The organism is Paracoccus aminovorans (assembly GCF_001546115.1).
In the GTDB taxonomy this organism is placed as follows: Bacteria; Pseudomonadota; Alphaproteobacteria; order Rhodobacterales; family Rhodobacteraceae; genus Paracoccus; species Paracoccus aminovorans_B.
The window spans coordinates 1,879,572-1,896,878 of sequence record NZ_KQ955208.1 but is presented as its reverse complement, the minus strand read 5'-3'; the positions used below and the strand labels follow the sequence as shown (position 1 = coordinate 1,896,878).

General features: G+C 68.6%; 20 protein-coding genes and 1 tRNA gene. 4 read left to right on the top strand and 17 right to left on the bottom strand.

Annotated elements, in window-relative coordinates; genetic code table 11:
• The first annotated feature begins 61 nt into the window (after positions 1–61).
• Together ASV56_RS09725 and ASV56_RS09720 are read left to right on the top strand one after the other, a co-directional pair.
• Complete coding sequence (locus ASV56_RS09725; RefSeq protein ID WP_082724777.1) at positions 62–2,317, top strand: OmpA family protein; 2,256 nt, start codon at positions 62–64, stop codon at positions 2,315–2,317.
• A 27-nt stretch (positions 2,318–2,344) separates the two neighbouring features.
• Positions 2,345–2,671 carry a hypothetical protein gene (locus tag ASV56_RS09720; RefSeq protein ID WP_062561790.1) on the top strand — a complete coding sequence of 109 codons (327 nt, stop codon included), beginning with the start codon at positions 2,345–2,347 and terminating at the stop codon, positions 2,669–2,671.
• 64 nt (positions 2,672–2,735) lie between these two features.
• Here ASV56_RS09720 and ASV56_RS09715 read toward each other — a convergent pair whose 3' ends face one another.
• The 5 genes from ASV56_RS09715 to smpB form a co-directional block, all read right to left on the bottom strand.
• Positions 2,736–3,203, bottom strand: a complete 468-nt coding sequence (locus ASV56_RS09715) for a hypothetical protein (RefSeq protein WP_062561789.1) — start codon at positions 3,201–3,203, stop codon at positions 2,736–2,738.
• Positions 3,176–3,451, bottom strand: a complete 276-nt coding sequence (locus ASV56_RS09710) for a hypothetical protein (RefSeq protein ID WP_062561788.1) — start codon at positions 3,449–3,451, stop codon at positions 3,176–3,178. The genes ASV56_RS09715 and ASV56_RS09710 overlap by 28 nt, the downstream gene beginning before the upstream one ends.
• Positions 3,452–3,515: 64 nt before the next feature.
• A complete protein-coding gene (locus ASV56_RS09705) occupies positions 3,516–4,700 on the bottom strand; it encodes an amino acid aminotransferase (RefSeq protein ID WP_062561787.1) in 1,185 nt (394 codons plus the stop codon).
• Positions 4,700–5,566 (bottom strand): 3-mercaptopyruvate sulfurtransferase, encoded by an 867-nt coding sequence (gene sseA / locus ASV56_RS09700; protein WP_062561786.1) that lies wholly within the window; start codon positions 5,564–5,566, stop codon positions 4,700–4,702. The genes ASV56_RS09705 and sseA overlap by 1 nt, the downstream gene beginning before the upstream one ends.
• Positions 5,567–5,629: 63 nt before the next feature.
• Complete coding sequence (smpB, locus tag ASV56_RS09695) at positions 5,630–6,100, bottom strand: SsrA-binding protein SmpB (protein ID WP_062561785.1); 471 nt, start codon at positions 6,098–6,100, stop codon at positions 5,630–5,632.
• A gap of 100 nt (positions 6,101–6,200) precedes the next feature.
• Here smpB and ASV56_RS09690 point away from each other — a divergent pair, with 100 nt between their 5' ends.
• A complete protein-coding gene (locus ASV56_RS09690; protein WP_062561784.1) occupies positions 6,201–7,865 on the top strand; it encodes a thiamine pyrophosphate-binding protein in 1,665 nt (554 codons plus the stop codon).
• Between the two features lie 270 nt (positions 7,866–8,135).
• Positions 8,136–8,225: transfer RNA gene (locus ASV56_RS09685), tRNA-Ser, on the top strand.
• A 220-nt stretch (positions 8,226–8,445) separates the two neighbouring features.
• On the opposite strand, the gene ASV56_RS09680 is transcribed toward ASV56_RS09685, so the two are convergent.
• From ASV56_RS09680 to ASV56_RS09625, 12 genes are all read right to left on the bottom strand, one after another.
• Positions 8,446–8,724, bottom strand: a complete 279-nt coding sequence (locus tag ASV56_RS09680; protein WP_062561783.1) for an I78 family peptidase inhibitor — start codon at positions 8,722–8,724, stop codon at positions 8,446–8,448.
• A gap of 10 nt (positions 8,725–8,734) precedes the next feature.
• Complete coding sequence (locus tag ASV56_RS09675) at positions 8,735–9,073, bottom strand: hypothetical protein (RefSeq protein WP_017999324.1); 339 nt, start codon at positions 9,071–9,073, stop codon at positions 8,735–8,737.
• 111 nt (positions 9,074–9,184) lie between these two features.
• Positions 9,185–9,832, bottom strand: a complete 648-nt coding sequence (locus tag ASV56_RS09670; RefSeq protein WP_062561782.1) for a TetR/AcrR family transcriptional regulator — start codon at positions 9,830–9,832, stop codon at positions 9,185–9,187.
• A 558-nt stretch (positions 9,833–10,390) separates the two neighbouring features.
• A complete protein-coding gene (locus tag ASV56_RS09665) occupies positions 10,391–10,780 on the bottom strand; it encodes a hypothetical protein (RefSeq protein ID WP_062561781.1) in 390 nt (129 codons plus the stop codon).
• The gene (gene flhB, locus ASV56_RS09660) at positions 10,777–11,880 is read right to left on the bottom strand and encodes a flagellar type III secretion system protein FlhB (protein WP_062561780.1); all 1,104 of its coding nucleotides are present in this window, start codon (positions 11,878–11,880) and stop codon (positions 10,777–10,779) included. The genes ASV56_RS09665 and flhB overlap by 4 nt, the downstream gene beginning before the upstream one ends.
• On the bottom strand, positions 11,877–12,635 hold the full coding sequence (locus ASV56_RS09655) for a flagellar biosynthetic protein FliR (RefSeq protein ID WP_062561779.1): 759 nt from the start codon (positions 12,633–12,635) through the stop codon (positions 11,877–11,879). Before ASV56_RS09655 ends, flhB begins: the two co-directional genes overlap by 4 nt.
• Positions 12,632–14,719: a flagellar biosynthesis protein FlhA gene (locus ASV56_RS09650; protein ID WP_062561778.1), complete on the bottom strand. Its 2,088-nt coding sequence runs from the start codon at positions 14,717–14,719 to the stop codon at positions 12,632–12,634. The genes ASV56_RS09655 and ASV56_RS09650 overlap by 4 nt, the downstream gene beginning before the upstream one ends.
• Entirely contained in the window at positions 14,716–14,985 is a 270-nt protein-coding gene (locus ASV56_RS09645; RefSeq protein WP_062561777.1) for a hypothetical protein, read from the bottom strand. The genes ASV56_RS09650 and ASV56_RS09645 overlap by 4 nt, the downstream gene beginning before the upstream one ends.
• A complete protein-coding gene (gene motA, locus ASV56_RS09640; protein ID WP_062561776.1) occupies positions 14,982–15,848 on the bottom strand; it encodes a flagellar motor stator protein MotA in 867 nt (288 codons plus the stop codon). Before motA ends, ASV56_RS09645 begins: the two co-directional genes overlap by 4 nt.
• 9 nt (positions 15,849–15,857) lie before the next feature.
• The gene (locus tag ASV56_RS09635; RefSeq protein WP_062561775.1) at positions 15,858–16,397 is read right to left on the bottom strand and encodes a MotE family protein; all 540 of its coding nucleotides are present in this window, start codon (positions 16,395–16,397) and stop codon (positions 15,858–15,860) included.
• A complete protein-coding gene (locus tag ASV56_RS09630; RefSeq protein ID WP_062561774.1) occupies positions 16,390–16,737 on the bottom strand; it encodes a hypothetical protein in 348 nt (115 codons plus the stop codon). Before ASV56_RS09630 ends, ASV56_RS09635 begins: the two co-directional genes overlap by 8 nt.
• Positions 16,734–17,213 (bottom strand): flagellar basal body-associated FliL family protein, encoded by a 480-nt coding sequence (locus ASV56_RS09625; RefSeq protein WP_062561773.1) that lies wholly within the window; start codon positions 17,211–17,213, stop codon positions 16,734–16,736. The genes ASV56_RS09630 and ASV56_RS09625 overlap by 4 nt, the downstream gene beginning before the upstream one ends.
• Positions 17,214–17,307: the final 94 nt, after the last annotated feature.

Below are 17,307 nucleotides of genomic sequence, written 5' to 3'. Positions count from 1 at the left end.
TGCGAAACCGGCGCGCAGGGTTTACATGCGGCGGGTCGGAAACAGCCCGAGGGTTCCCCGGATGGCCAATCCCAAACGTCCAGGTCCGCGTCGCGGCCCGGTCGTCGCCGCGAGCCTGATCGCATTCGTCGCCGCCAGTGGCCTGTCCTTCTGGGGCGCCACCGCCGCCGCCGATTTCATCGAAAGCCGGGCGATGCGCGATGTCTCGGCCGCGCTGGCGGGTCATGACTGGGTGACGGTCAGGACGGACGGCTTGCAGGTGCAGCTGGGCGGCATCGCGCCCGACGAGGTGCAGCGCTTTCGCGCCCGCGCCCAGGCGGAAACCCTGGTCGGCGCCGGCCGGGTCGTGGACGACATGCAGGTCGCCGCCGCCGCCGCGCTGGCCACCCCGGCCTTCGAGATCGAGCTTCTGCGCAATGACGAGGGCATCTCGATCATCGGCCTGGTTCCGGCCGGCCTCGACCGCAAGGCGCTGGTGGAGCGTCTGAAGCGGCAGACCGGCGCGGCGCAGATCTCGGACCTGATGGAAAGCGCCGACTACCCCGAGCCCGAGGGCTGGGACGAGGCCTTTGCCTTCGGCCTGAAGGCCGCGCAGCTGGCGAAACGCGCCAAGGTCTCGATCGCGGCGGGCGCGGTCTCGGTCCGCGCGGTGACCGACAGCCCGCGCGAGAAGGTCGATCTGCAGGCGGCGCTGAATCGCGCCCGGCCGGCCTCGGTCAAGCTGGCGGCCGAGATCACCGCGCCGCGCCCGGTGATCGCGCCCTTCACCCTGCGCTTCGTCAAGGACGACAGCGGCGCGCGCTTCGACGCCTGCGCCGCCGATACCGAGGCGGCGCGCGACCGCATCCTGGCCGCCGGGCGCGAGGCCGGGGCGGCGGGCCAGCCGCAATGCACGCTGGGCTTGGGCGCACCCTCGCCCCGCTGGGCCGATGCGGCCGTGCCGGCCATCGCGGCGGTCAAGGGCCTGGGCGCCGGGTCGGTCACGATCTCGGGCACCGAAATCGCGCTGTTTGCACCCTCCGAGGTGGCGGCGGATCGTTTCGACGAGGCCACCGGCCGGTTGCAGGCGGCGCTGCCCGCTGGCTTCACCCTGACCGCGCAGCATGAAAAGCCCGATTCGGCGGCGCAGGGACCGGCCGAATTCGTCGCGGTGGTCGATCACGGCAGCGTCTCGCTGCGCGGGCGCATCACCGACGACCGCATGCGCGAGGCGGTGGAAAGCATGGCCCGCGCCCGTTTCGACCATGTCGACAGCGCTTTGCGCAGCGATGATGCCGTGCCGGGCGGCTGGACCCTGCGCGCCATCGCCGCCATCGAGGCCATGACCGGGCTCGAGCGCGGCACCGCGACGGTGACGCCCGACCTGGTGCGCATCAGCGGGGTTTCGGGCAACCAGACCGCCTCGGACATGGTGGCGGCGCGGCTGGCGCAGCGCCTGGGACCGGGCGCGCGCTATGAACTGGCGATCCGTTACGACAAGCGCATGGACCCGCTTCTGGGCCTGCCCTCGGGGGCGGAATGCGTGGACCGGCTGAACGCGGCGATGCGGGAATCCGAGATCGGCTTCGAGCCGAACAAGTCGGTGATCGCCGGCGACCCCGGCCCGACCCTGGCCCGGCTGGCCGAGACCATGGCGCTGTGCGGCGATTTCCGCATCGAGCTGGGCGGGCATACCGATTCTCAGGGCTCCGAGGGGTTCAACGCCGAGCTGTCGCGCTCGCGCGCCCAGGCGGTGCTGACCGCGATGACCGAGGCCGGCATCGATACCGCGAACCTGACCGCGCGCGGCTATGGCGAAAGCCGGCCCATCGCCGAGAACGACACCGATGCCGGGCGCGAGGCGAACCGGCGCATCGAATTCACCCTGCTGGCGGATGAGCCGGTGATGGTCGAGGCGCCGGCCCCCGCCGCGCTGGTCAAGGGCGTGACCGAGCCGCCCGAGGCGGTCGCCGCCCGCGCCGAGGCCTTGGCCCTGCGCGCGGCCAGCGCCGCCATCGGCCCGGCGCTGGGCGTGCCGACCGATCCGGCCCTGGCCTTGCAGGCCGCAACCGAGCCCGCCGCGCTGGCGGTGGCGCCGGTGGCCCCGGTCGAGGCCGGCGCCCTGCCCGCGGCGGCCACGGTGCTGCCCGACCAGCTGGCGATCCGGGCCGCGACCCGGCCGGCGGGCGATCTGCTGCCGCCGCCCATCGCGCCCGAACTGGCCGCCACCCAGCCCTCGGCCAAGCTGCTGGTCGAGGCCGCGACGGAAACCGCCACCATGCCCGCCGCCACGGTGGCAGAGCCCGACCGCCCGCAGCCGCGTCCCGCGACGCCCTGACCCCGCAACCTCAGCGCCCGAGCCCGCATGAACCGCACCGAATTCATCGTCGCCACCGCGATCATCCTGTTCGCCGCCTTCCTGCTGGGCTGGTTCGCCAGCTGGCTGATCCATCGCCTGTCCCGCGTCACCCGGGCCGAGATGGGCGAACTGGAAAGCATGGCCCAGCAATTGCACGAGGCCGAGGAGGCCCGCGACCGCGCCGTGGCCGAGCTGGAGGAGCGCGAGGCCGAACTGGTGGCGAAACTGTCGGGGGTCGAGGCGGAGTTGCTTGCCGTCCAGGGCGAGCTGCGTGAGAGCACGACGGAGATCGAGGAACTGCGCGACTATATCGAGCGCAAGCTGAAGCGATAGGCGCTGGACCGGGGCTCTGCCCCGGACCCCGGGGTATTTCTGCAACAAAGAAGCCCGGAGCCGTTCAGTCGCCCTCTTGCCGGATGGCGATGCGCAGCACGGACCCGACGTGGAAATTGCTGAGAAGTTCGTCGAAGACCGGCGAATCCGTGCGGCCGGACAGCGCCGGGTCTCCGATCCAGCCCGAGGCGAGGTCATGGCAGAACTGGTCCAGGCGGCGGCCATAGACCGGGTGCGGCGGCGACCGCGTGCTGGCCAGGGTGAAGCTGCTCATCACCACGGGGTGATGGTCATGGCCGAACAGGCTGTCGCTGCCCGGATCCACGCCACGCCGCAGCAGGACGAACCGCCCGGCGGGGGTGGCGACGTTCAGCTTTTGCGCCGTCTGGCGCAGCTCGTGCCACATCGGTTCCGGCATGGCGCCGCTGCGGGGCACCTGCTGCATGACCATTGGAACGCCGAAGCCGCCGCTGGCATGTTCAGTGTCGAACCAGATCTGCAGGATCAGGTCGAGCGGCGGCCCGCCCAGCATGCCGCTGCGCAGGGCCTGGAACAGGTGATGCGGTGTGTCTTGATGAAGGGCAGGAAAGGTTGCCGGTCATCGACGGTCGGCGGCGCGGTCAGCCGCACATCGTTCAGGGCGCTGTCGATCAGCGCCGCCCATTCGCTGGCGAATTCGGTGACCGGAGTCTGCGATTCGCGCCCGCTGACCCATCGGAAAGCGGTGAGGAAGCTTTTGCCGAGCTGATCGACCCAGAGCTCGCGTTCGAGGTTGGTCATGGCACCCCCCGGTCGGGACGGACCGCCGGTCAGGACCGGCGGTCGCCCCCTGTCTGGGTCGGGTTCAGACGCCGGCTTCGATGATGGCGCGGGCCAGGACCGGGATGGTGGCCTGGTTCAGGCCGGCGATGTTGATGCGGGAATCGCCGACCATGTAGATGCCGAACTCTTCCTTGACCCGCTGCACCTGCTCGGGCGTGGCGCCGAGGCGCGAGAACATGCCGCGATGCCGGGCCACGAAGTCGAAGCGGTCCGAGCCGGAAAGGTCGCGGAGTTCGCCGGCGAGTTGCTCGCGCAGTTGCAGCATGCCGCTGCGCACCGCCTCGAGTTCGGCCATCCAGTCGGCACGCAGCTCGGGCGTGTTGAGCACGGTCGAGACGATCTTGGCGCCGTGGAAGGGCGGGAAGGAATAGGTCTGCCGGTTCAGGAAGGCCATGGCGCCCTGGGCCAGATCGCGCGTCGCGGCGTCGGTGCAAAGCGCCAGCAGGCAGCCGGTGCGCTCGCGGTAGATGCCGAAGTTCTTGCTGCACGAGGCGGCGATCAGCACCTCGGGGATGCGCGCGGCGATCAGCCGGGTGCCGGCCGCGTCCTCTTCCAGCCCGTCGCCGAAGCCCTGGTAGGCCAGGTCGATCAGCGGCAGCGCGCCGGTCTTTTCCAGGATCCCGGCGACCTCGGCCCATTGCTCCAGCGTCAGGTTGGCGCCGGTCGGGTTGTGGCAGCAGCCGTGCAGCAGCACGACATCGCCCTTTTTCGCCGTCGAGATGTCGGCCTTCATGCCCTCGAAATCGACGCCGCGCCTGGCCGCGTCGAAATAGCGGTATTCCTGGACCGGCACGCCCATGAAATTCATGATCGAGACATGGTTCGGCCAGGTCGGGTTCGAGACGAAGACGCGCAGGTCGGGATTCGCCATCCGCGCCAGTTCCAGCGCCTGGCGGATCGCGCCGGTGCCGCCGACCGTGGCCAGCGTCGCGGTGGTCTCGGGCTTCAGCAGATCGCCCAGGATCAGCCCGCCCATGGCCTTCTGGAAATCCGGCTCGCCCGACAGGCCGGCGTAGCTTTTCGTCGTCTCGGTTTCCAGCATCCGCTTTTCGGCGGCAAGCACGGCGCGCATGATCGGGGTGTGGCCGCTGGCATCCTTGTAGACCCCGACGCCCAGGTCGATCTTGCCCTGGCGGGGATCGGCCTTGAATTCGCCCATCAGGGCCAGGATCTTGTCGGGGGCCTGCGGTTTCAGATTGCCCAGCATCACGCATCTCCGGTTGCGATTTTAAGGTCCGGGAAGCTGCCCCATTCGGCCCAGCTTCCGTCGTAAAGCGAATGGTCCCGGTGCCCGATGCGGTCGAGCGCCAGGAACAGCGAGGCCGCCGTCACCCCCGAGCCGCAGCTGGCGATGACCGGCCGGGACAGATCGACCCCGGCGGCCTGGAATTCGGCGCGCAGCGCGTCCGGCGCCTTCAGGGTGCCGTCGGCGTTGTAGAGCCGGCCGAAGGGCAGGCTTTTCGAGCCGGGGATATGGCCCGCGCGCAGGCCGGGGCGCGGCTCGGGCGCCTCGCCGCGAAAGCGCTCGGCGCTGCGGGCATCGACGATCTCGTGGCTGCCGAGCTTGCTGGCGGCGGCGACCTGGGTCACGTCGCGCACCAGCCCGGCCTGGCGGGCGACGGTGATGTGGCGGTCGCGCTGGATCGGCGGCATGTCCTCGATCGGGCGGCCCTCGGCCTGCCACTTGGCAAAGCCGCCGTCCAGCACCGCGACGTCGGGCTTGCCCATCAGCTTGAAGGTCCACCAGACCCGCGCCGCCGAACGCACCGGCGAATTGTCATAGACCACGACCTGATGGCCATCGCCGACGCCCATGGCGCGCATGCGGCTGATGAACATCTCGGGCTGCGGCGCCATATGCGGAAGCTGGCTGCGCTTGTCCGCGATCTCGTCGAGATCGAAGAAGCGGGCGCCGGGGATATGCGCCTCCATGTATTCGGCGCGGGCGTCGCGGCCCGGCTCCAGGAACCAGGTCGCGTCGATGATGCGCAGGTCGGGATCGTTCAGATGGGCCGCGAGCCAGCCGGTCGAGACCAGCACCCTGGGATCGTCGGAATCGGTCGTCTGGGACATCGGCCTGGCTCCCCCCGCGAAAAACGCCTTCGATGTAACCGCAGGCGCGCGGGGCTGCAATGCCTATCCCTGCTTCAGCAGGCGCTGCTTCTGCCGGTTCCAGTCGCGTTTCGCGTCGGTTTCGCGCTTGTCGTGATTCTTCTTGCCCTTGGCGACGCCGATCTTCAGCTTCACCATGCCGCGGTCGTTGAAATACATCACCAGCGGCACCAGCGTCATGCCCTCGCGCCCCACCGCCTGCCAGAGCCGCGCCAGCTCCTTGCGGCTGACCAAGAGCTTGCGCTTGCGCCGCTCTTCATGGCCGAAGACGCCGGCCTGCTTGTAGGCGGCGATATAGGCGTTGATGAGCCACAGCTCGCCCTCCTCGACCGAGGCATAGCTCTCGGCGATGTTCGACTGGCCGGTGCGCAGGCTTTTCACCTCGGACCCGGTCAGCACGATGCCGACCTCGAGGTCGCTTTCGATGAAATAGTCGAAGCGCGCCCGGCGGTTCTCGGCGATGATCTTGTAGTTGGGATCGGATTTCGTGGCCATGACCCCGCACAGATAGGGCGGGCATCGCAGGCTGTAAAGCCTTTGGCTTGCCAGCGCCAGCCCGGCCGGCAAGACTGGCGCCGAGGCAGGGGAGGCGTCGATGCGGCACGGCGGGCAGATTCTGGTCGATGCGTTGAAGGCGAACGGGGTCGCGCGGGTGTTCTCGGTCCCCGGCGAAAGCTTCCTGGCGGCGCTGGACGGGCTGCACGGTTCCGGCATTCGGAACATCGTCTGCCGGCACGAGGGCGCGGCCGCGATGATGGCCGAGGCGCAGGGCAAGCTGACCGGCCGGCCCGGCGTGGCCTTCGTCACCCGCGGGCCGGGGGCGACGAACGCCAGCGCCGGCGTGCATGTGGCGCGGCAGGATTCGACGCCGATGATCCTGTTCGTCGGCCAGATCGCCCGCGCCGACCGCGACCGCGACGCCTTCCAGGAGGTGGATTACCGCGCCATGTTCGGCCCGCTGGCGAAATGGGTGGCCGAGATCGACCAGACCGAGCGCATTCCCGAATACCTGTCGCGCGCCTTTCACCTGGCGGTCTCGGGGCGGCCCGGGCCGGTGGTGCTGGCCCTGCCCGAGGACATGCTGAGCGCCCGCGCCGAGGTCTCCGACATTCCGCCGCCTGCCGTGGCCCTGACGGCGGTGGCGCCCGAGTCGGTCGCGGCGCTGGCCAAGGCGCTGGCCGGGGCCGAGCGCCCGCTGGTGATCCCGGGCGGCACGCTCTGGTCGCAGGCGGCGGCCGATGACCTGGCGCGCTTTGCCGGAACCTGGGGCCTGCCGGTCGCCGTGCCGTTTCGCCGCCAGGGCCATATGGACAACGCGCATCCGAACTATGTCGGCGATCTGGGCGTCGGCATGAACCCGGCCCTGGGGCAGGCCTTGGCGCAGGCGGATTGCCTGCTGTCCTTGGGCGCGCGGCTGGGCGACACGCTGACCCGCGGCTATGAGCTGATGGACCCGGTCCGGCCGCATCTGCGGGTGATCCATGTCCATCCCGCGCCCGATGAGCTGGGGCATCTGTGGCGGCCCGATCCGGGGCTGGTGGCCGATCCGCGCGCGGTGGTCGCCGCGCTGGCCCGGCTGCCGGCGCCGCGCCGCTGGGACGACTGGACCGCCGGGTTGCGCGCCGACTACGAGACCTGGCAGCAGCCGCAGCCCACCCCCGGCGCGGTGCGGATGGAGGCGGTGGTGCGCTGGCTCTCGGACAGCCTGCCCGAGGATGCGATCATCACCAACGGCGCGGGCAATTACGCGGCTTTCGTGCATCGCTACTACCGTTTTCGCCGCTGGGGCAGCCAGCTGGCGCCGACCTCGGGCTCGATGGGCTACGGCCTGCCCGCGGCCATCGCCGCCAAGCTGCAGCATCCCGGGCGAACGGTGGTCTGCATGGCCGGCGACGGCTGCCTGCAGATGACGATGAACGAGCTTTCGACCGCCGCCCAGCATGGCGCCGCCGTGATCGTGCTGGTGGCGAACAATGGCCGCTATGGCACCATCCGCATGCATCAGGAGCGCAGCTATCCCGGCCGGGTCTCGGGCACCGACCTGGCAAACCCCGACTTCGCCGCGCTGGCCCGCGCCCATGGCGGCTTCGGCGAAAGCGTGACCCGGCAAGAGGATTTCGCCGCCGCCTTCGCCCGCGCCCGCGCCGCCGGCACGCTGGCGGTGCTGGACCTGCGCCTGGATCCCGAGGCCCTGTCCACCGGCGCCACCCTGGCCGAGACCCGCGCCGCGGGCGAGGCCGCCGCCGTCCGGGATCGGTAGCCCGGTTGAGCTCTGCGGCCTGGATGGGACCAGGCTTCGCCGGTGATCGCGCGGAAAAAGATCTGCCCTGGCTCGGCTCCGTTCCCCGGGTCTTGCTGGTTCAGGCCCGCCACGTCCTTCTCATGCGGAAACCTCTGGGCCGACCCGCAAACCGGGCCTGCGGCGTGACAGGCTGCGAGAAGTTGCGGAAATCCCGCGCTGGCCGGCCGGTTGAGCCATCTCTCCGAAAGCCCCTTGTTTCCTTGCAGCTTGCTCCATATACGGGGCGGCGGAGACGTGGCCGAGTGGTCGAAGGCACACCCCTGCTAAGGGTGCAGGCGGGAAACCGCCTCGAGGGTTCGAATCCCTTCGTCTCCGCCATTCCCTGTAAAGCGCTGTGTTTACCGGACATTTCGCCAGATTCCACCAGTCCGTTCCGTCAATCCATCCCCATTCGGCAGGGGCTTGATTCGGCGTTACGAGCCGTCGCTCATGCAGCGACGCTCTTCAGCGCCAGGTCCTGCCGCAAGGATGGTGATGCCATTGCCGCACCTTGCGTCACCCGCCGCAAGAAAAAGGGCGCGGTCGCCGCGCCCTTCTTTCAGTAGCAACCGATCTTCGCGATGACGGCCTTGTCGTCGATCTCGAAGTTCAGCCGGTCGGGACGCAGGTCCATCGTCACCGCATCCCGCGGTCCGATCACCCGCGTCGCCGGGGGCAGCTTCATGCTGTCGAGAACCGCGCGGGGCTGGCCGACCAGGCCGCGGAACTGAGCCGCATGGCAACTGTCGGCCTCGGGCTGCGGGGCGGGCGCCGGGGCCTCGGTCTCGACGCAGGCGGCCAGGGCGCAGACCGGCAGCAGAAGAAGCAGGGCTTTCATCGCCGCGCCCTCAGCCGCAGTCGATGTTGTAGATATTGCCGGCCGCATCCAGGCGGAAGACGATGCGCAGGGGGTTGTATTCCTGCGGCTCGATGCCGCGATATTCGACGACGCGATATTCGCGCGTCACGCCCAGGGTCGAGATGACGGTGCCCGGCTGACCCAGCGCCGCAACGTAGTCCTTGGCGTGGCAGGCATCGGGCTCGCGCGATTCCAGGCCGCTGACGCCGGCGACGGGGGTCGGCGGCAGCGGTGCCACGGCGGGCACCGGCTCGGGTTCGGGGGCATAGGCCGGCGCGCAGGCGGCAAGGGGGGCAAGGGCAAGAAGCGCGATCAGGGCTCGGGTCATCGGGCGGTCATCCAGTGCGAAAAGATCTGACGCGGCATCATAAGCATGCTGCCGGCAAATGAGAAGCGCCCCCGGCAGATCGCCCCCGGGCGTGGCGCCGGTGCCATGGCGCTACTGCGCCGCCTCGGCCAGGGCGGCGTGCCTGTTGCCATAGCAGGACAGGAACATCCGCACGGCGCCCCGATTGACCTTGCGCAGCTGGTCCTTGTCGATCGCCTGCGGCCCGAGGAACAGGGCGCGGTTGTGAATGCCGACGCCGGCAAGCTCGATCAGCTGGTCGGCGGCCAGGTCGAGATCGGCGATGCACAATTCGTGGCGCTGCACGCAGCGTTCCAGATAGCCGACCAGTTGCCGGCGCAGCAGCAGCAGGCCGGATTCGTAATACTCGCGGGCCAGCGAGGGAAAGCGCTCGGCCTCGCCGACGCTGACGCGATAGATGCGCAGCCCGAATTCCGAGATCAGATGCGCCGAGATGAGCTGCACGATGAAGGGCAGCACCTGCTCGACCGGCAGGTCGACCTCGATCAGGGCACCGGCATCGGCGGTCTCGCGCGCCAGCTCGTTGCGGAAGACCTCGATGAACATGACGCGCTTGTCGGGGAAATAGCTGTAGAGCGTGGCCTTGGAGACCCCGGCTTCGCGCGCGATCTCGTCCACGCTGGCGCCTTCGAAGCCGTCGCGCAGGAAGATCGTCCGCGCCCCTTCAAGCACCTGCAGAAACTTGCGGCCGCGCGTCACCGGAAGCGACTTGATTCCCATGAAAACACCTACTCATAACTCACACCCGACAGCAGCGCCGGACAAAACCCAGGCCCTACGCGAGCCGAAACCGAACCAATTCGTCCATAATACGGAATAGCGATTCTTGCCAATCCCCGTGAACTATAAGCACGATATGTCTGAGGTCATGCAAGGGAAATACGAGCTTCGGATCGAGGCTTCAGCGGAGCGCCATTCCCGCGCCGGTGGCGCTCGGCTTGCTGTCCGGAGCGGGAACCGCCCGGGCTTGCCGAGGGCCGCAGGGCCGGCCCGAAGCCGGTTTGCAGTGGCCGTTGCGCCGGTCCACCGCGCGATGCAGGTAAGGTGATGAGCTCTGGGCAGGTGGCGGGCCGCGGTCGATGGTGATGGGACACTCCGTTTGCGCTATAGTCCTGTAAATAAATATCTTCCTTGCCCCTTGCTTGGCCGCAAAGTGTCACCTGACGCCATCCCGTTCCCTAAACAGTGTGCGGCGCAGATTCTGAGCGTGGTCCATCCAGACTTGCGCTGCCTCAGGGGACGAGTCGGCCGGCCCGCGAGGCATCATCCGGAACAGGTTCATCCGTTGTTGTCGCGCCGCATCCGCTCCAGCCGTGCCTGGGCGATCATGTCCTCGCGCAGGCCATGAACCGCTTCGGCGCGGCCGAATTCCCGGGCGGCAGAGCGGCGGGCCTGCTCATAGCCGGGCAGCATCCGCTCAAGCTCGCGCTCGGCGCTGAGCAGGGCGCGGCTGCGCTCTCCGGCCAGGGCGTTGGCCAGCCGCGCTTCGGCCACCGAAAAGGGCGCATCGGCCCGGTAAAGCGCTTCGAGCTCGTGCTCGATCTGGCCGATGCGCGCGCGCGCGGCCTCGACATGGGCGCGGAAGGCGGCGAAGCGGCGCATCTCCAGGTCGGATTTCAGCCGGGCGATGCGCTCCAGCCCGGCCAAGGACGCGGTCTTGCGGGTCATGTCCTCTCCTTGCGGCGCGGCGCGGGCGCCCAGCCGTCGCGGGCCTTCTTGCGCATGGCCTCGGCGAAGCGGATCGCCGCGGCCACCGGGGCGAAATGCTCGGGCGCGATCTCGTCGCCGATTTCGATGGTGGCGTGCAGGGCCCGGGCGCAGGGCGGATCGGACCAGATCGGCACCTGATGGTCCTTCGCCCGTTCCCGGATGCGGCGCGCCACCTCGTCCACGCCCTTGGCCAGGCAGACCGGCGCACGACCGCTGCCGCGCTTCCACTCCAGCGCCACGGCGTAATGGGTCGGGTTCACGATCACCACATCGGCCTTTTCCACATCGGCCAGCATCGAGCTCAGCACGATGTCGACGCCCTTTTGTCGCCGCGCCGCCTTCAGATGCGGATCGCCTTCGCTTTCCTTGTATTCGTCCTGCATCTCGCGCCGAGTCATGCGGTGGCGCTTGCGGTACTCCAGACGCTTCCAGACCAGGTCTATCCCTGCGAAGACGGTGCCGATCCCCAGCGCCAGCCAGACGGCGCGGCGCAGCATCAGCCCCACGCCCTCAACCCATTGCAGATCGGCCATGCCGCCGGCGTTCATCAGCCAGTCCAGAAGCGAGCGATAGAGAAACCACCCGCCGACGCCGACCAGAGCCGCCTTGCCCAGCGAGATGGCAAAGGTCATGAGCCCGGTCTTGCCGAATTTCTGGCCCGCGTTCTTGAACGGATCGATGCGCTTGGGGTCCGGCAGCAGCTTCTTGGGCGTCAGCACCAGCGAGCGCTGGACCACGACCCCCAGCACCACCGGCAGCGCCATGATCGCGACCGCGGCCAGCACCGCCAGCCCCGCGCGCGAGGCCATGGCTTGCGCCAGGTCCATCACCGATCGCCCCTGCCCGTCGGGCCAGGGCTCGCTGCCCAAGGCGCGCGCGGCCATGCGCACCCAGCCCGGCACCGCCCAGCCGGCCGCGAAAAGCACCGCGAACCAGAAGCCCAGATAGGCCAGCGCGGCCTGCAGCTCGGCAGAGCGAGGGATGTCGCCCTCTTCGCGTGCCCGGCGCAGCTTGCTTTCCGAGGCGTCGAATTGCTTGTCGTCGCTTTCCTCGCTCATCGCAGCAGGTCCCCCAGGACGTCGAGGACCGCGCCGGACCAGACCGACAGGATCGAGGGCGTCAGCACTGCCAGCGCGATCAGCGCCATCATGATGGCGCCCGGGGCGGCGATGAAGACGATGGGCAGGTTGGGCATCACCTTGCTGATCATCCCCGACAGCAGCTGGAACAGGAACCCGCCCAGGATGAAGGGCGAGGCCAGCAGCATCGCCAGGACGAAACTTTGCCGGATCAGCGCCACGGCATTCGGCAACAGGTCGGCGATCTGAGGCCAATCCCCCAGCGGGCGCAGCACCAGGCTTTCGCGCAGAAGATCGCAGGCCATGACCGGAAAGCCCAGGGCGACCAGCACGGCAAGACCGGCCAGATGCGCCAGGTTGCCGATCGGATGCGGCGAATATTCATTCGCGACGCCGACCAGCTGCGACAGCGAGGCGGTCGAGGCGATGGCGGTCGCCGCCACATCCAGGGCCGAGGCAAAGATCCGCACCAGCCCCCCCAGCGCCAGACCCGACAGGATCTCGCCCCCGGCCAGGGCGGCGAGTTGCAGCAGGCTTTCGACCTCACCCGGGGCGCGGGCGCTTTCCGCCAGCAGCGGCGTCACCGCCATGGCCAGGGCGGCCCGCACCCGCACCGGCAGGGCGCGTTCCGAAAACACCGGCAAGGTCAGGAAACAGGCCTGCACCCGGCAATAGGTCAGCAACAGCCCCAGCAGCGCCGGCATCATGCGCGGATCGGCTGCCAACTGGTTCATGGCGCCACCGTTCCCCGCAGCTTGACCTGTGCCGTCGGGTCGATTTCGTCCAGGCCCAGCACCGGCGTCGCGATCCCGGCCGAGGTCAGCATCATGCGGATCAGGCGGCGGCGGTGATCGGCCACCGCGATCACCACCTCGAGCCCCGGGGCCAGCTCGCGCAGCGTGGCCTGCACCGCCTCGGCAAGCCGTTTCTGGATCTGCGGCACGACGCTGGCGCCGGTACGTGTGCCCTCGGCCTCGGCACGGGCGATGTCGGCCTCCCATTGCGGGTGCAGCTGCAGGATGTTCAGCGCGCCTTCCTCGTCCAGGAACTGCTCGGTGATCTGGCCGCGCAGGCGCTTGCGGACCTGTTCATAGACCGCCTCGGGCGTGGCGGCGTTGCGCGCCTCGTGCACCGCGTCGGTGATCAGCACCAGGTTACGGATCGAGATCCGCTCTTCCAGCATGCCGCGCAGGACCGCCAGCAGCATCTCGGGCGAAACCTTGTCGGGCACCATGCTGTCGAAGAAGCGCTGGTTCAGCTGCGCGCGATGCTCGTCCGAAACGCCGCACAGCTCGCGGATCATCCGCTGCATCGAGGACAGGGTCAGCAGCGCCGGCAGGTTGGTCTTGACCACCTCCATGAGGTGGGTCGAGAGCACCTCCATCGGGGTGACGACGGTGGCGCCGGCGATGGCGGCATCATCCTGCCAGTCCGGGGCGATCCAGCGCGCGGCGCTGCCATAGACCGGCTCGCGCACGCTTTCGCCGGGCAGGCCCTCTAGCATGGTCTCGGCCCCCAGGGCCAGGACGCCCATCGGGCGCAGCACGCCCTTGCCGCGCACCACACCTTGCAGGCGGATGACATATTCGCCCTCGGCGAAACCGGTGCCGTCGGTGATGCGCACATCGGGCAGGATCAGGCCATAGCTGCGCGCGATATGGACCCGCAGGTTGGTGATGCGCTGGCCCAGGCCGCGGACCGGGTCCAGGGCGCCAAGGATCAGCCCGGCACCGATCTCGACGCAGATCTCGTCCGTGTCCAGCACATCGCCGATGCGGGGCTGGGGCGCGGCGATGGCAGCCGCCTCGGCGGGCGCGGCTTCGGCGGCATCCGGGATCGGCTTGCGGTTGCGGATGAACCAGGCGGCGGCGCCCAGAACCCCGGCCAGGCCGAAGAACAGCAGCGTGGGCATGCCCGGCACCAGGCCGACCAGCACCATGCCCCCGGCGCAGACCGCGGGAACCTGCCAGTTGCTGAGGAATTGCTGCGACAGCAGGTCGGCGGTGTTCTCGGTCGCGCCGCCGCGCGACAGCAGCAGCGCCGCGGCCATCGAGGTGATCAGCGCCGGAATCTGGCTGACCAGGCCATCGCCGATGGTCAGCTTGGAATAGGTGGTCATCGCCTCGCCCACCGGCATGCCATGCACCAGCACGCCGGCCGCCAGGCCGACGAAAAGATTGATCAGGGTGATGACCAGGCCGGCGATGGCGTCGCCCTTGACGAATTTCGAGGCCCCGTCGAGCGAGCCGAAAAAGCTGATCTCGCGCTGCTCGCGGGTGCGGCGGCGCTTGGCCTCCTCGTGGTCGATGGCGCCCGAGTTCAGGTCGCCGTCGATGGCCAGCTGCTTGCCGGGCAGCGAATCCAGCGCAAAGCGGGCCGAAACCTCGGCCATGCGCCCCGAGCCCTTGGTGATGACCATGAAGTTCACCACCGAGATCACGGCAAAAACCGTCAGCCCGACCAGCAGCGAACCGCCCGCGACGAATTCGGCGAAGCCCTCGATGACATGGCCGGCGGCCGAGGGGCCGTTCTGGCCATTTGTCAGGATCAGCCGCGTCGAGGAGATGTTCAGCGACAGCCGGATCAGCAGCGACATCAGCAGCAGCACCGGAAAGGCCTGGAAATCGGTCGGCTTGTCGACCAGCGAAGCCATGACCAGGATCAGCGTCGCCGTGGCGATGGACAGCGCGATGCCCACGTCCAGCAAGCCGGCCGGCAAGGGAATGACCATGGACAGCACGATCAGCAGCAGCACGCCGGTGATGACCAGCGGCCGCGCGGCGACCGACATGCCCGGATTCGACTCGGCAAGGCTCATTTCGGGGTTTCCATGTTCTTGGCCGGGGCCAGCAGCCGCTCGGCGCTCCAGGCCGGGCCGATCAGCATGCCCGACCGGCGCAGGAAGACCAGCGCCTCGATCCGGTCCGAGGGCGGCAGCCGCATCAGGCGCTCGTCAAGGTCGCGCGGCAGGTCCTCGCCGTTCAGCAGCCATTCGGTCGCCTCGCGGATCAGCGCGTCGCGCGCCGGCTCCTGCCCGGCCGGCACGGTGGCAAGCGCGCTGGACAGGATCAGGATCGCGATCACGACGCCCTCTTCAATTCGCGCAGCGCCGTTTCCAACTCGCCGAAAGAGGGGCGGACGTGTTCGGGGGCGGCCTGACGGCCGACCTCGACGCAAAGATTGGTGGCGTGCTGGTGCAGGCCGGCGACCAGAACCGACTTGATCACGTCATAGAAGGCCTGGTCCTGCTTCATCACCGCCGACAGCCTTTGCGAGAAGGGCGCCACCAGCGCATAGGCCAGGAATACGCCCAGAAACGTGCCGACCAGCGCGCCCCCGATCATCTTGCCCAGGACCTCGGGCGGTTGGTCGATCGCGCTCATGGTCTTGATCACGCCCAGAACGGCGGCGACGATGCCCAGGGCCGGCAGCGCGTCGGCCATGTTCTGCAACGCATGCGGGGCGTGCATCGCCTCTTCGTTCATCAGCCCGATGCGCTGCGACAGCATCTCCTCGACCTGATAGGGATCGTCGTAGTTCAGGCTGGCCGAGCGCAGCGTATCGGTGATCAGCGTCACCGCATGGTGATCCGCCAGGATGCGCGGATAGGTCTGGAACACCGGCGAGTTCTCGGGGTTTTCGATATGTTCCTCAAGCTCGACCGGGCTGGAGCGGGCGATGCGCAACAACTGGAACAGCAGGCAAAGCACGTCCTGCAGGTCGGATTCATGCCATTTCGGCCCCTTCAGCGACCGCCCGATGCCGGAGAGCGCCTGCTTGATCACCGCCGTTTCATTCGAGAGCAGGAACGAGCCGATGGCGGCGCCGCCGATCATCATCAGCTCGAACGGCAGCGAGTGCAGGATCACCCCCAGCTTGCCGCCCGCCATAATGTATCCGCCGAAGACCATGGCGAAGGTCAAGACAATGCCGATCATGCCGAACATGAGTTACACCTATTTCCTGGCTCTGATTGCGCCCATGTAGGACGTGAGGACGGCTGCCTGTCCCGGCTCGACCGAGGCCATGATCCTGGCGCCGGTCTCGGGCTGGACGCGGGCGAGGATCTGCGCGGCGAAGTCCGGCGGCAGGTTCGACAGCACCATCGCCGCCTGTTCGGGCTTCATCTGGTCATAGACCGCGATCAGCCGGGCGATATCGTCGTTCTGGGCCTGGGCATAGCCCTGCTCATTGCTGCCGATCTGCTGCTTCAGCTTGCGCAGCTCGACCAGCTTTTTGGTCAGCTGCCTTTCGGCCACGGCGATCTCATCCTTGCGCCGCTGCATGTCCTGCATGTAGCGGTCGATGCGCAGGCTGCGCTCGCGTAGCGTATCGGCCAGAGCCACGGCTTCGGGCACGTCGGTGCAGCCCGACATCAGCTCGGAGGGCTCGGCATGCGCCGTCAGCCGGGAAAACCCGTCCATCAGCATGACCGCCTGCCCGGCCGCCGCCAGGACCATGACACCGCCCAGGAAAGACAGCAGCGGCCTACGCATCGCAGCCCACCCCGTCGCGCCGGCGGCGGCGTTGCAGCCGGGCGGGACGCGGCTGGCCGGATTCGGCGAATTTCTGTTGCAGCATCCAGAAGGCCCGCTCCTGCTTGGCGCGCTCGATCTCGTCGGCAAGCGCCTGGGTGGCGCTGGTCGCCTCGGCCTTGGCCAGCAGGATGGATTTTTCCAACCGGCCGATCTCGCTGGTCATGACGGCGATGGCGCCGCCAAGCCCGCTTTCCAGGTCATTCAGCTTGCGCAGCCGCCGCGCCAGGGTGAAGCAGAAGCCGGACAGGCCGATGGTGAAGGCGATCAGGGCGATCTGCAAAACTTGGGCGATCGTCATTGGATGCGGAACTCCGTGATGAGGACATCGGTGAACGCCTCCTTGCCCAGGACATAGACCGCGCGCGTCGCCAGCTCGTCCCGGACGATGTCCAGGATGCCCCGCTTCTCGAAGGCCGAGACGTCGATCTCGGCCAGGAAGCTGTTGAAGGCGTCCAGAAGCCGCGGCGTCAGGTGCTCGACCTCGGCCTTATGGGCCTGGTCGGTCTCGATCTTGACGGTCATCACCAGCATGCGCGGCGCCGGGCCCGAAAGGCTCAGCACAATCTGCGGCAGGCCGACGAAATCGACCGTGGGCAGGGTTTCGGGCTTTTCTTCCTTCTTCGCCGCCAGCAGCGCGGTCGGCGACCACAGGCCGAGCCAGGTCGAGGCGAAGCCCCCCCCGCCCAGCGCCAGCGCCAACCCCAGCGGCAGAAGAATGCGGCCAAGCCCGCGACCGGATTTCTGTTCCGTGTTGATGTCGGCGACATCGGTCATGGTGATTCTCCATCCATCTACGGTCTGGATAACACCTGCGGGCTAACCAATTCTTAATCGCCCCCGTGCCATGAAGGTCCGGACAAAGATCACG